The sequence below is a fragment of the Bradyrhizobium iriomotense genome, assembly GCF_030160715.1.
In the GTDB taxonomy this organism is placed as follows: domain Bacteria; phylum Pseudomonadota; class Alphaproteobacteria; order Rhizobiales; family Xanthobacteraceae; genus Bradyrhizobium; species Bradyrhizobium iriomotense.
Window position 1 is genome coordinate 54,898 of sequence record NZ_BSOW01000011.1, and the last position, 13,378, is coordinate 68,275.

The following is a 13,378-nucleotide window of genomic DNA, read 5'->3' on the forward strand; positions in this document are numbered from 1 at the left end:
GCGCCAAGTTGCGCCGCTGTGCAGCAATGCTGACCGATACTCCGACAGATGGCCCGCCCGCGACATTCGACTTTTGATTGACCATATTGACCGAATGCGGGAGGGGGGCAGGCGGCGCCTCGCATCTGGTCGCTTGCGTTGCACCACAACTCGCGGTGATACTGCGGCAAGGCCGCTCGAATCCGATCAGGAGGGGATATGAAAGTTAACGTCGAAATCGACTGCACGCCCCTCGAGGCCCGCCAGTTCTTCGGATTGCCGGACGTGGCGCCGATGCAGACGGCCGTGATGGACAAGTTGCAGCAGCAGGTGCTGAGCAACATCGAAAAGATATCGCCAGAGTCGTTGGTCCAGAGCTGGTTCACCTTCGATCCGAAGATCGCCGAGCGGTTTCAGGACATGTTCGTCGCGATGGCCGGGCTCGGCGGGCCGCGTAGCGGCGACAAGAAGAAGTAATGCCGGTCGATCGGGATGGAGCAGAGGCCTCGCGCCGGCTTCGTCCGCCGGGCCTCGGGCTCCTGCTCGCGGAAGCGCGCGGCCTGTTCGAATTCAACGCCAGCCTGTTCCTGTCGCCGCTTCTGATGCGGGCGCCGAAGGGCGACGGCCATCCGGTGCTGGCGCTGCCTGGCTTTCTCGCCAGCGACCTGTCGATGGCGCCGATGCGCCGCTATCTGCACGAGCTTGGCTATGACGCTCAGGCCTGGCGGATGGGCCGCAATCTCGGCGGCCTGACGCGCGTTCGGGAGACGCTGCGCTCCCGTCTGGCGGAAATTCATGCCGCGACCGGGCGCAAGGTGAGCCTCGTCGGATGGAGCCTCGGCGGGGTCTATGCACGCGACCTGGCACTCCAGGCGCCCGACATGGTCCGCTATGTCGTCACGCTCGGCAGCCCCTTTGCCAATGACGTGCGGGCGACCAATGCGACGCGGCTCTATGAGGCGCTGTCCGGCGAACGGGTCGAGGACTTTTCCGAGCTGCGCGAGGCGATCGCGGGCGACCTGCCGGTCCCCTCCAGCTCGATCTATTCGCGCAGCGACGGCATCGTAAACTGGAAGACCTGCCTGCTGCATCCTTCCGAGCGTGCCGAGAACATCGAGGTCTATTTCGCAAGCCATATCGGGCTCGGGGTCAACCCCGCAGCGCTCTGGGCCGTGGCCGATCGACTGGCGCAACCGGAGGGGGAGTTCTGGCCATTTGACCGGGCGGGCCCGTTTGCCATTGCATATGCCCCGCCGGACCCTACAGTATCGGCCTGACAAGAAGCGCCGATAAGGCGCCTGTCCAAGTGAGTCGGAGGGAACTATGGGTGACGGTAAGAAGCTGTCGTCGCTGGACGCGTCATTTCTCTATCTCGAAACGCCGGAAATGCCGATGCATGTCGGCAGCATGGCGATCTTTCGCCTGCCTGACGACTACAAGGGCGACTTCTTCGAAGACTTCAAGGCGATGATCGCCTCGCGGTTGCACATCGCGCCGATCCTGAAAGCGCGCCTGGAAAAGGCGCCGCTCGACATCGATCATCCCTCCTGGGTCGAGGACGACCAGTTCGACATCGACCGCCACATCTTCCGCGCCAGCCTGCCGGCTCCGCGCGACCGCGCCACCCTCGAGCGCATCGTGGGCTGGATGCATGCCAAGCTGTTGAACCGCGCCCGTCCGCTCTGGGAGTTCTATGTCTTCGAGGGCATGAAGGACAACGAGGTCGGCCTTTATTCCAAGATGCACCATGCCGCCATCGACGGCGGCGCCGGCGCGGCGCTGACCAACATGATCTACGACATCTCGCCGATCCCGCGGCAGGTCGATCCGCCGGTGGGCGGCGCGAAGCCCGGCCAGGAGCCGCGCGATATCGCCGCCAATCTGCTCGATTCCTACCAGCAGCTCTTCACCCAGCCGCTCGAGGCCTCGCAAGCCGCCAAGAACCTGCAACTGCCGCGCACGGGCAAGAGCGATATCGGCTCGATCCTGTTCGACAATGCGATGTACCAGATCGAAAGCGCGGTGCGCTTTGCCGGCAACATCCCGACCGTGCTCAAGAGCGTCTCCGACGTGCTCGGCAAGATCTCCGATCCGAACTCGCGCGAGAGCCTTGCCAACATGGTGTCGCCGCCGACCCTGCTCAACAAGTCGATTTCGTCCGAGCGCAGCTTTGCCGGCGTCTCGATCCCGCTGTCGCGCGCCAAGGCGCTTGCCAAGCAGGCCGGCGGCAAGCTCAACGACGTGGTGCTCGCGCTCGCCTCCGGCGTGGTGCGGCGCTATCTCCAGCAACACGGCGCGCTGCCCGCAAAATCGCTGACCGCGGCGGTGCCGATCTCGCTCCGCGAGGAGGGCAATACCGAGGCCAACAACCAGGTGTTCGGCATGATCTGCTCGATCGCCACCAATATCGACGATCCCAAGGGACGGCTCGAGGCGATCATTGCGCAGTCGACCAAGGCCAAGGAGATGTCGCATCCGCTGCGTGCGCTGATGCCGCAGGTCTCCAACATCTCGATGCTGGGCGCGCCGATGATGGTGCAGATCCTGGCGTTGCTCTACAGCCGCTCGAACCTGTCGGACGTGCTTCCGCCGGCGGCCAACATCACCGTCTCCAACGTGCCGGGGCCGCGGCAGACGCTCTATGCCGCAGGTGCCGAGCTGCTGCACATCTATCCGGTGTCGATCTCCACCCATGGGCAGGCGCTCAACATCACCGTGCAGAGCTATCGCGACCAGCTCGATTTCGGCTTCATCGTCGGCGCCAACATCATCCCGCACGTGCCGGTGATGTGCGACATGCTGCCGGAAGAGTTCGCCGCGCTGGAGGCGGCCTACGCGCCGCCTGCGGCCGACGTCAAAGGCGCTGCCGAGTAGGAATTTTGCAATGATCGAAATGCCGCCACTCAAGTTCGTGCAGACGAACGGAATTCGCATGGGCTATTACGAGGCGGGCCCGAACAGCGACAAGCCGCCGGTGGTGCTGTGCCATGGCTGGCCCGAGCTCGCCTTCTCCTGGCGTCACCAGATCAAGGCGCTGAGCGAGGCCGGCATCCGCGTGATCGCGCCGGACCAGCGCGGCTATGGCGCGACCGACCGGCCCGAGCCGGTCGAGGCCTACGACATGGAACATCTGACCGGCGATCTCGTCGGGCTTCTTGATCATCTGAATATCGAAAAGGCGATCTTCGTCGGCCACGACTGGGGCGGCTTCGTCGTCTGGCAGATGCCGCTGCGCCATCCTTCGCGCGTCGCCGGCGTCGTCGGCGTGAACACGCCGCATTGGGATCGCGCGCCGATGGATCCGATCGAGCTGTTTCGCAAGCGGTTTGGCGATCAGATGTACATCGTGCAGTTCCAGGATCCTGCGCGCGAGCCCGACAGGATTTTTGGCAGCCGCGTCGAACAGACCTTCGATGCCTTCATGCGCAAGCCGGTTGCGCGCCCTCCGGGTGCGCCGGAGGAGCAGCCCATAGCCGGCATCGGTGCCTCGCCCCGGATCAACCTGGCATTTCCGCAGATGATCGCGAATTACGACGCCAGGCATGACCCGCGCACGCCGATCCTGTCGGCGGAAGAGAAGAAGGTGTTCGTCGACACCTTTGCGAAAACCGGCTTCACCGGCGGCATCAACTGGTACCGCAACTTCACCCGCAACTGGCAGAACGCCGAGGGACTGGACCATCACGTCCGCGTACCGTCGCTGATGATCATGGCCGAGAACGACGCGGTGCTGCCGCCCTCGGCCGCCGACGGCATGGAGAAGCTGGTGCCGGATCTCGAAAAGTATCTGGTCAGGGACAGCGGCCATTGGACGCAGCAGGAAAAGCCGGAAGAGGTCAGCGCCAAGCTGATCGAATGGCGTAGAAGGCGGTTTGGGTGACGACGCAGTCGTCATCCCGGGGCGATGCTTAGCATCGAACCCGGGATCTCGAGATTCCGGGTTCGGCTCTGCGAACCGCCCCGGAATGACGCAACTGGGGGAAGCGCACGTCGATGTCATCCAAGAATCGTCTGGACCCGATCCCGCATCCGCCGACCAAGCCCGTGGTCGGCAACATGCTGTCGCTGGATTCGGCCGCACCCGTGCAGCACCTGACGCGCCTCGCCAAGGAGCTCGGCCCGATCTTCTGGCTCGACATGATGGGTTCGCCGATCGTCATCGTCTCCGGCCATGATCTCGTCGACGAGCTCTCCGACGAGAAGCGCTTCGACAAGGTGGTGCGCGGTGCGCTGCGCCGGGTGCGCGCCGTCGGCGGCGATGGCCTTTTCACGGCCGATACCAAGGAACCGAACTGGAGCAAGGCCCACAACATCCTGCTCCAGCCGTTCGGCAACCGCGCCATGCAGTCCTATCACCCGAGCATGGTCGATATCGCCGAGCAGCTCGTCAAGAAATGGGAGCGGCTCAACGCCGACGACGAGATCGACGTCGTCCACGACATGACCGCGCTGACGCTGGACACGATCGGTCTCTGCGGTTTCGACTACCGCTTCAATTCCTTTTACCGGCGCGACTACCATCCCTTCGTCGAGTCGCTGGTGCGTTCGCTCGAAACCATCATGATGACCCGCGGCCTGCCGTTCGAGCAGCTCTGGATGCAGAAGCGGCGCAAGACGCTCGGTGAAGACGTCGCCTTCATGAACAAGATGGTCGACGAGATCATCGCCGAGCGGCGCAAAGCTGCGGAAGGGGTAGACGACAAGAAGGACATGCTCGCGGCCATGATGACCGGTGTCGACCGCTCGACCGGCGAGCAGCTCGACGACGTCAACATCCGCTACCAGATCAACACGTTCCTGATCGCGGGGCACGAGACCACCAGCGGCTTGTTGTCCTACACGATCTATGCGCTGCTCAAGCACCCGGACATTCTCAAGAAGGCCTATGACGAGGTCGATCGGGTCTTCGGTCCCGACGTCAACGCCAGGCCGACCTATCAGCAGGTGACGCAGCTCACCTACATCACGCAGGTCTTGAAAGAGGCGCTGCGGCTGTGGCCGCCGGCGCCCGCCTATGGCGTCTCGCCGCTGAAGGACGAGACCATCGGCGGCGGCAAGTACAAGCTGAAGAAGGGCACCTTCACCACGATCCTGGTGACGGCGCTGCATCGCGACCCCAGCGTCTGGGGCCCCAACCCCGATGCCTTCGATCCCGAGAACTTCAGCCGCGAGGCGGAGGCCAAGCGCCCCGTCAATGCCTGGAAGCCGTTCGGCAATGGCCAGCGCGCCTGCATCGGCCGCGGCTTTGCCATGCACGAGGCTGCGCTTGCGCTCGGCATGATCCTCCAGCGCTTCAGGCTGATCGACCATCAGCGCTACCAGATGCACCTGAAGGAAACGCTGACCATCAAGCCGGAAGGCTTCAAGATCAAGGTCCGTCCACGCGCCGATCGCGAGCGCGGCGCCTATTCCGGCCCTGCCGCGGCGATTGCGAGCGCGGGCGCGGCTGCGCCACGCGCCACCACGCGCCCCGGGCACAACACGCCGCTGCTGGTGCTCTATGGCTCCAATCTCGGCACCGCCGAGGAACTGGCAGCGCGCGTTGCCGATCTTGCGCAGGTCAACGGCTTCGCCAGCAGGCTCGCGCCGCTGGACGACCATGCCGGCAAGCTGCCGGACGAGGGTGGCGTGCTGATCTTCTGCGCCTCCTACAACGGCGCGCCGCCGGACAATGCCACGCAGTTCGTCAAATGGCTGCATGCTGACATGCCGAAGGACGCGCTGTCAAAAGTCCGCTACGCCGTGTTCGGTTGCGGCAACAGCGACTGGGCCGCCACCTATCAATCGGTGCCGCGCTTCATCGACGAGCGGCTGGCTGCCCACGGCGCGCGCAGCCTCTATGCGCGCGGCGAGGGCGACGCGCGCAGCGATCTCGACGGCCAGTTCGAAAAATGGTTCGCCGCAGCCGCGCCCGCGGCCGTGAAGGAGTGGGGGCTGACGGCGGATTTCAGCCGCAACGCCGATGACGAGCCGCTCTACAAGGTCGAGCCCGTCGCACCCGGCGCGGTCAATGCGATCGCTGCGCTCGGCGGCACGGCGGCGATGAAGGTGCTGGTCAACGACGAGCTCCAGAGCAAGAGCGGTCCCAATCCGTCCGAGCGCTCGACCCGCCATGTCGAGGTACAGTTGCCGCAAGGCGTGAGCTACCGCGTCGGCGACCATCTCAGCGTGGTGCCGCGCAACGATCCGGCGCTGGTCGGTGCCGTGGCCCGCCGCTTCGGCTTCCTGCCGGCAGACCAGATCAGGCTGGCGGTAGCTGAAGGCCGCCGCGCGCAATTGCCGGTGGGCGAGGGCGTGTCGGTCGGTCAGCTCCTCACCGATTTCGTCGAGCTTCAGCAGGTCGCGACGCGCAAGCAGATCCAGATCATGTCGGAGCACACGCGCTGCCCGGTGACCAAACCGAAGTTGCTCGCCTTCGTCGGCGACGACGCGGAGGCCGGCGAGCGCTACCGCGCCGAGATCCTGGCCAAGCGCAAGTCGGTATTCGATCTCTTGACCGAATATCCGGCCTGCGAGCTGCCGCTCCATGTCTATCTCGAAATGCTCTCGCTGCTGGCGCCGCGCTATTACTCGATCTCGTCCTCGCCCTCGGTCGATCCTGCGCGCTGCAGCGTCACCGTCGGCGTGGTCGGCGGGCCGGCGGCATCGGGCCGCGGCATCTACAAGGGCATCTGCTCGAACTATATCAGCGATCGCCGCGCCGGCGACACGATCTACGCCACTGTGCGCGAGACCAAGGCCGGCTTCCGCCTGCCGGATGATTCGTCGGTGCCGATCATCATGATCGGTCCGGGAACGGGTCTTGCGCCATTCCGCGGCTTCCTCCAGGAGCGAGCCGCGCGGAAGGCCAAGGGTGCGACGCTCGGGCCTGCGATGCTGTTCTTCGGCTGCCGCCACCCCGACCAGGATTTTCTCTATGCTGATGAATTGAAGGCAATGGCCGCGAGCGGCATCACCGAGCTGTTCACCGCCTTCTCGCGCGCTGACGGACCCAAGACCTATGTGCAGCACGTGCTTGCCCTGCAGAAGGACAAGGTGTGGGGCCTGATCGAGCAGGGCGCGATCATCTATGTATGCGGCGATGGCGGCAAGATGGAGCCCGACGTGAAGGCGGCGCTGGTGGCGATCTATCGCGAGAAGAGCGGCAGCGACGCTGCCGCCGGCGCGCGCTGGATCGAGGAGCTCGGCACAAAGAACCGCTACGTGCTCGATGTCTGGGCGGGCGGGTAGCCGCGGATCGTGGATTGTAGGCTGGGTTAGCGAAGCGTAACCCACCGTTTCTCTCGATGCGGACAGCAAAGAGGTGGGGTACGCCCTTCGGCTAACCCAGCCTACGATTCTCGATTGTGCTAAACCTCGCGCATGATTCCCTGGGAAAAACTCGATACCGCCAAGATTCCCGGCTCCGATGGCGAGCTTCGCCTGATGCGCCGCGGCAAAGAGTTCTCCATCATGCTCGGCACCAACGAGCTGATGAATAGCCGCCTGTCGGGCTCGGAGGCCGCTCTCGCGACGCTCGCGGCCAAACAGATCGAGAAGGTCGCCAAGCCCGTCGTCCTCATCGGCGGATTGGGCATGGGCTTTACGCTACGTGCTGCGCTCGCCGTGTTTGCCGGCAAAGCGCAGATTGTCGTGTCGGAGCTCGTGCCGTCGGTGGTGGCCTGGGCGCGGGGACCCATGGCGCAAGTCTTTGGTGACAGCCTCGATGACCCTCGCGTGAGCGTGCGGGAAACCGATGTTGCCGAAATCATCCGGGCGCACCGATCGGCGTTCGACGCCGTTCTCCTCGACGTCGACAATGGGCCGGAAGGGTTGACCCGGAAGAGCAATGACGCACTCTACAATTCAGCCGGGCTGAAAGCGGCGCGGACGGCGCTGCGGCCGGGAGGCGTGCTCGCCGTTTGGTCGTCGGGACCCAACCCGGCATTCACCAAGCGTCTTGGTAGCGCAGGTTTTGACGTCAACGAAGTCAACCTCCGCGCCACCGGAAAAGGCGGTGGCGCGCGCCATGTGATCTGGATCGCGCGGAAGAGTTAGGCCGCTTTCGCCCCTGCCCCATGCGCGTGCTTGTCGATGGCGTCGACGATTTGCGGCCAGAAGCGCATCGGCAGTGCGTGGCCCATGCCGTCGATCATCAGAAGTTTTGCGTTGGGGATTGATGCCGCAGTGTCCTTGCCGCCTTCGGGGCGAACCAGGGGATCGACGGTACCGTGGATGACCAGCGTCGGCGTCTTGACGCTGTGCAAGCGCTCCTTGCGGCTGCCGGAGGCGAGTACGGCGCGCAACTGCCGTCCGACGCCGGCTGGATTCAGGCCGCGCGCGAACACCCGTTCGGCGCGGCCGGGATCGAGCGCCTCTTCCTCGGGAAAATGGCCGGCGCGCAGCACCTTCCAGGTCTGGCCGTAGCGGACGATGAATTCCTCCTTGCTGCGCGGTGGCGGCGCCATCAGCATGGCGGCGGCCTCGCGCGTCGGCGGCGGCACGCGCGGATTGCCCGTCGTCGACATGATCGAGGTGAGCGAGCGCACGCGCTGCGGAAACGACAGCGTGACTTCCTGCGCGATCATGCCGCCCATCGAGGCGCCGACGAGATGCGCCGACTTGATGCCGAGCGCGTCGATCAGGCCGACCGTATCCCTGGCCATGTCGATCAGTTTGTAGGTTGCGGCCACCGGCATCTTCAGGAAGCGCAGCTTCAACAGCTCGAACGGCGTCAGCCGCTTGCCGCCGGTCAAATGGCTGGACTTGCCGATGTCGCGATTGTCGAAGCGGATCACGCGAAATCCGCGCGCGGCGAGCTGTTCGCAGAATGCGTCGTCCCAGTGGACCATCTGGGCGCCGAGCCCCATGATCAGCAGCAGAGGCTCGGCGTTGTCGTTGCCGAAAATCTCGTAGCAGATGTCGATGCCGTTGGCGCGGACGGTCTGCGGCGGCTGATGGGCGGAGGCATTCACGGGCGTGTTCCCCTTGCTGGCGATCAACGTTGTATCGCACGGTTTGCCACCGCAAAGAAGCCGCGTGCGCGACACCGGGCCGCCGCTCGTGGGTTGACCGGCCCGTCACAACGGTGTGGTATGGCGGAAAAGAAGGGCAACAGAGCCCTCGACCTGGAGGACGCCGATGACCGACAAGATCACCGATCCGGTCGCCTTGTGGCAGAAGATGATTGGCGAGATGGAGAAAGGCTTCAACTCGTTTGCCACCAAGGCGATGGAGACGCCCGAATTCTCGCAGGCCATGAACCGGGCCGGCGGCGTTGCTGCAGGTGCTCAGAGGCAGTTCGGCGACCTCATGGAAAAGTATCTTCTCTCGATGAATCTGCCGAGCCGCGAGCAGATGACCGGCATTGCCGAACGGCTGCAGTCCATCGAAGGCCAACTCGGCGAGATCAAGTCCATGCTCAGCCAGATGTCGGCCGCTTCCAGCGGATCGCAGATTGGCGCTGCGCCGCGGCCGCCGCGCACGAAGCGCCCGCCGCCCGATAGTGGAGAGCCGAAATGAACGCGCCGACGGGACTTGATCTCGCATCGATCCCGGAGCGCATCCAGTCCGAGGTGCAGCGCGCCATCATGCGCAGCATCAAGGGCGTCGAAGATTTCTCGACTTCAGGGCCAACGCTGGGGTCGACGCCGAAGGATGTGCTGCATTCGCGCGGCACGATGAGCCTCTATCACTACCGCCCGATGTCGGACGAGATCTACCGCGTGCCGGTGCTGATCGTCATGGCCACCACCAACCGCGGCTACATCCTTGATCTCGTGCCGGGCCAAAGCTTCATCGAGTTCCTCCTCAAGCGTGGCTACGACGTCTACATGCTCGACTGGTCCGCGCCGCGGCCGGAGGAGAAGAGCCTGGGCATGGAGGACTATGTCCTCGACTTCATCCCGGATTGCGTCCGCCGCGTGCAACAGGATTCCGGCGAGCAGGACGTTTCCGTGATCGGCTATTGCTTCGGCGGCGTGCTGTCGCTGCTGTACGGCTCGATCTTCGGGGACGGGCCGATGAAGAACCTGATCTGCTTCACCACGCCGATCGATTTTCGCGAGATGAAGCTGTTCTCGAATTTCTCCGACCGCCGCTATTTCGACGTTGACCGTCTCGTCGACAGCGTCGGCAACGTGCCGCCGGAGATGATCCTGTCCTCCTTCGAGATGCTGCGACCGGCCTCGCGCACCGTGAGCCAGATCCAGCTCTGGGAGAACATCTGGAACGACGAGTTCGTGAAATCCTACCGGATGTTCGATCGCTGGGCGACCGACACGCTGCCGCTCGCCGGCGAATATTTCCGCGCCATCACCAAGGACCTGATGTGGGACAACAAGCTGTTCAACGACACCATGTCGGTGGGGGGACGCGCGGTAAAGCTCGAAAACATCAAGGTGCCGATCCTGCACGCGGTCGCCGAGCACGATCACATCGTGCCGTATGACGCCGCAAAGCATCTGATCACCAAGATCGGGTCCGAGGACAAGGAAGAGGTGATGCTGAAGGGCGGCCACGTCTCGCTCGTCGCCGGCGCCAACGCGATCAAGCGGCTGTGGCCGAAACTGGACACCTGGCTGGGGAAGAGGTCGACATGAGTGAAGCGCGTTCCTATCCGCGTCACGTCAAGACGGATGCTGGCGACATCGAGATCCGCATGATGTCACCGGCGGACGAAGCTGCCGTGCTCGCCTTCGGCAAGGCGCTGCCGACACATGATCTCTTGTTCCTGCCACGCAACATCAGCGAGCCGAAAGTGCTCTCGGCCTGGGTCAAGGAAATCGAGCGCGGCGCGATCACGAGCCTGCTCGCGGTCAAGGACGGCAAGGTCGTCGGTTGCGGCACGCTGGTGCGTGATCCCCATTCCTGGTCGCCCCATGTCGGCGAGATCCGGATGGTGGTGTCACAGGACGTGCGGGGGAAGGGGGTCGGGCGGGCGCTGTCGCAGGAGACCTTTGCGCTCGCGCTCGGCGCCGGCCTCGAAAAGCTCTCGGTCCAGATGACGGTCGACCAGCAGGCGGCGATCGCTCTGTTCGAGAGCCTCGGCTTCAAGGCCGAGGCGCTGCTGCGCGACCACGTCCGGGATGTCGGCGGCAAGACCCACGACATGGTCGTGCTCGGGCACAACATCGCGCAGGTTCAGGCCCAGATGGAGGCCTACGGGCTGCCGGGCGCTGTCCAGCACTAGAAAGCGCCGCCCAGGATTAGAGGCACGTCCGGCACCAGGCCGCGCCGTCTGGCATTGGTTCCGGCGATGGCCAGGGAGGCATCATGATGCCTCCTGTTGAGGCTGTTCACGATTTCGTGATATCGCAGTGCAATATGATTATTGCACCGCACAATTAACCGTGCCATATAAGCCGTGCCCCGGGCCAATCCGGACGGGGTGAGCCCATAGCTCAGACAATTGAGGATGGAGAGACCCCCATGACGACCGAAACCAACACCGCTTTCGAGGGCTTCAAGGACGCGTTCAAGAACATCCAGAACCTGGAAGTTCCCGAGGCTGCCCGCGAATTCGTCAAGAAGACCGCCAACACTGCCAAGGACCGCGCTGCCGAAGTGTTCGCTGGCTCCGAGCGGGTGACCGCCGCCATCGAGAACGCGGTTGCCGAATCCGTCACCGAGGCCGGCAAGATCAGCCGCAACATCCAGCAGGCGATCTTCGAGGACGCCGAGGCGTTCTTCTCCGGCATCGACAAGCTCGCTTCGGCCAAGTCGGTCAGCGAAGCCGTCGAGATCCAGTCCGGCCTGCTCCGTGCCCGCGGCGAAGCGTTCGTCTCGCGCGCCAAGGCGACCACCGACTATCTCGGCAAGCTCGCCGCCAATGGCGCGAAGTCCGCTCAGGACAATTTCGCGAAGGTCTACAACAAGACCGCCTGATTGTTGCGTTGAGTTGAAACTGTGTTTTGAGGCCCGCTTCGGCGGGCCTTGTTTTTTGCGCCGCCGTCATTGCGTGGAGCTCGCGACAAAACTGCGAGTATTTTTGCGCTGAAGCGTCCAAGCAATCCAGAGCCTTTCCGCGGAAAGCTTCTGGATTGCTTCGCTTCGCTCGCAATGACGGGTTACTGTGGTGCCGCGATGAAGACAGTCGATACTTTCTCCTTCGACACCCCCGGCGACGCCGAGCGCGCGGCCGAGCTGCGGCGCGTCAAGGCGTTGGCGACGTTCGTGCTGGCCGCGACGCTCGCGTTGTTCGTGGTCGCGAAATGGCTGCTCAACGTGCACCCCGTATTCGGCTTCATCGCGGCCTTCGCGGAAGCCGCGACGATCGGCGGGCTCGCCGACTGGTATGCCGTCGTCGCGCTGTTCAAGCGGCCTCTGGGCTTGCCGATTCCGCACACCGCGATCATCCAGAGCAATCAGGCCCGCATCGCCGACAAGCTCGGCGAATTCATCCAGGTGCATTTCCTCGAGGCGGGGCCGGTCGAGGCCAAGCTGAAGGAGATCGACTTTGGCTCCTTCATCGCCGAGTGGCTGCGCGACCGCAAGCGCAGCGACGATCTCGCGCGCTTTGCCCTGCGGCTGTTGCCGGAAGCTTTCTCTGCGACGGAAAGCTCGGGCCTGATGACCTTCATCATCCGCCGCATGTCCTCGCAACTGCAAGCCATCGACCTCGCACCGCTCGCGGCCGGTACGCTGCGCGGCTTCGTGGCGGAGGGGCGGCACCAGGTGCTGTTCGACGATCTCCTGCGCGTCATGCATGACACGCTGACGGGGAAGGAGACCATGGCGATGATCCGCGAGAAGGTGCGCGCGGAGCTGCCGACATTGCTTCGGCTCTATCGCGCCGACAAGTTCCTGGTGAACAAGATCGTGGCATCCGCCTCCGCCTTCCTTGAGGAGGTGCGCAGCGATCCCAAGCATCCGTTTCGCGGCGAGTTCGATCGCATGGTGCTGACCTTTGTCGACCGGCTCGGCACCGACCAGACCTATATCGATCGCATCGACGGTCTGAAGCGCGATCTGCTGGCGCGGCCCGAGCTAGCTGATCTTGCGCGCACGGTGTGGGCGAACACGCGCGCCTTCATCGAGCGTAGCGCCTCCGGCGAGACGCAGGTGCTCCAGCATCATCTCGCAGGCATGTTCGTCGCGGCCGGCGAGGCGCTGGCGGGTGATGCGGAGCTGCGCGGCGAGATCAACAAGGGCCTGGTCGCGGTGCTGCGCAGCTTCATCGCCGACCAGAAGAGCGGCGTCTCGACCTTCATCTCCGACCAGGTCAAGTCGTGGAATATGACGCAGCTGATTTCGCTGATCGAAATCAACATCGGCCGCGACCTGCAATACATCCGCTTCAACGGCTCGTTGATCGGCGGGCTGGCAGGCCTTGCGCTCTACTCCGTAGAATTCCTGCTTCGATTGCTGTGACTTTTGCGTCACGGCCGTTAGCATTAACGCGCAGGCCTATTGTCGCTCC

The 13,378-nt window shown here is 64.1% G+C and carries 12 protein-coding genes; 11 read left to right on the plus strand and 1 reads right to left on the minus strand.

The window, feature by feature from the left end; translation table 11 throughout:
- The first annotated feature begins 198 nt into the window (after positions 1 to 198).
- The 6 genes from QQL28_RS16975 to QQL28_RS17000 all read left to right on the plus strand — a co-directional run bounded on the left by QQL28_RS16975 (position 199) and on the right by QQL28_RS17000 (position 8,016).
- A complete protein-coding gene (locus tag QQL28_RS16975) occupies positions 199 to 456 on the plus strand; it encodes a DUF6489 family protein (protein ID WP_284267198.1) in 258 nt (85 codons plus the stop codon).
- Complete coding sequence (locus QQL28_RS16980) at positions 456 to 1,256, plus strand: esterase/lipase family protein (protein ID WP_284267199.1); 801 nt, start codon at positions 456 to 458, stop codon at positions 1,254 to 1,256. The genes QQL28_RS16975 and QQL28_RS16980 overlap by 1 nt, the downstream gene beginning before the upstream one ends.
- A 46-nt stretch (positions 1,257 to 1,302) precedes the next feature.
- Entirely contained in the window at positions 1,303 to 2,853 is a 1,551-nt protein-coding gene (locus QQL28_RS16985; RefSeq protein WP_284267200.1) for a WS/DGAT/MGAT family O-acyltransferase, read from the plus strand.
- Between the two features lie 10 nt (positions 2,854 to 2,863).
- On the plus strand, positions 2,864 to 3,859 hold the full coding sequence (locus tag QQL28_RS16990) for an alpha/beta fold hydrolase (RefSeq protein ID WP_284267201.1): 996 nt from the start codon (positions 2,864 to 2,866) through the stop codon (positions 3,857 to 3,859).
- Between the two features lie 113 nt (positions 3,860 to 3,972).
- Positions 3,973 to 7,209, plus strand: coding sequence for a bifunctional cytochrome P450/NADPH--P450 reductase (locus QQL28_RS16995; protein ID WP_284267202.1), 3,237 nt, complete (start codon positions 3,973 to 3,975; stop codon positions 7,207 to 7,209).
- A gap of 132 nt (positions 7,210 to 7,341) precedes the next feature.
- Positions 7,342 to 8,016 (plus strand): spermidine synthase, encoded by a 675-nt coding sequence (locus QQL28_RS17000; RefSeq protein WP_284267203.1) that lies wholly within the window; start codon positions 7,342 to 7,344, stop codon positions 8,014 to 8,016.
- On the opposite strand, the gene QQL28_RS17005 is transcribed toward QQL28_RS17000, so the two are convergent.
- On the minus strand, positions 8,013 to 8,933 hold the full coding sequence (locus QQL28_RS17005; RefSeq protein ID WP_284267204.1) for an alpha/beta fold hydrolase: 921 nt from the start codon (positions 8,931 to 8,933) through the stop codon (positions 8,013 to 8,015). The genes QQL28_RS17000 and QQL28_RS17005 overlap by 4 nt on opposite strands.
- Positions 8,934 to 9,099: 166 nt before the next feature.
- Here QQL28_RS17005 and QQL28_RS17010 point away from each other — a divergent pair, with 166 nt between their 5' ends.
- From QQL28_RS17010 to QQL28_RS17030, 5 genes are all read left to right on the plus strand, one after another.
- Positions 9,100 to 9,480 (plus strand): hypothetical protein, encoded by a 381-nt coding sequence (locus QQL28_RS17010; protein WP_284267205.1) that lies wholly within the window; start codon positions 9,100 to 9,102, stop codon positions 9,478 to 9,480.
- Complete coding sequence (locus QQL28_RS17015) at positions 9,477 to 10,559, plus strand: PHA/PHB synthase family protein (RefSeq protein WP_284267206.1); 1,083 nt, start codon at positions 9,477 to 9,479, stop codon at positions 10,557 to 10,559. Before QQL28_RS17010 ends, QQL28_RS17015 begins: the two co-directional genes overlap by 4 nt.
- On the plus strand, positions 10,556 to 11,149 hold the full coding sequence (locus QQL28_RS17020) for a GNAT family N-acetyltransferase (protein ID WP_284267207.1): 594 nt from the start codon (positions 10,556 to 10,558) through the stop codon (positions 11,147 to 11,149). The genes QQL28_RS17015 and QQL28_RS17020 overlap by 4 nt, the downstream gene beginning before the upstream one ends.
- A 239-nt stretch (positions 11,150 to 11,388) precedes the next feature.
- Positions 11,389 to 11,844, plus strand: a complete 456-nt coding sequence (locus tag QQL28_RS17025) for a phasin (RefSeq protein ID WP_284267208.1) — start codon at positions 11,389 to 11,391, stop codon at positions 11,842 to 11,844.
- A gap of 198 nt (positions 11,845 to 12,042) precedes the next feature.
- Complete coding sequence (locus QQL28_RS17030; protein ID WP_284267209.1) at positions 12,043 to 13,329, plus strand: DUF445 domain-containing protein; 1,287 nt, start codon at positions 12,043 to 12,045, stop codon at positions 13,327 to 13,329.
- Positions 13,330 to 13,378 lie beyond the last annotated feature (49 nt).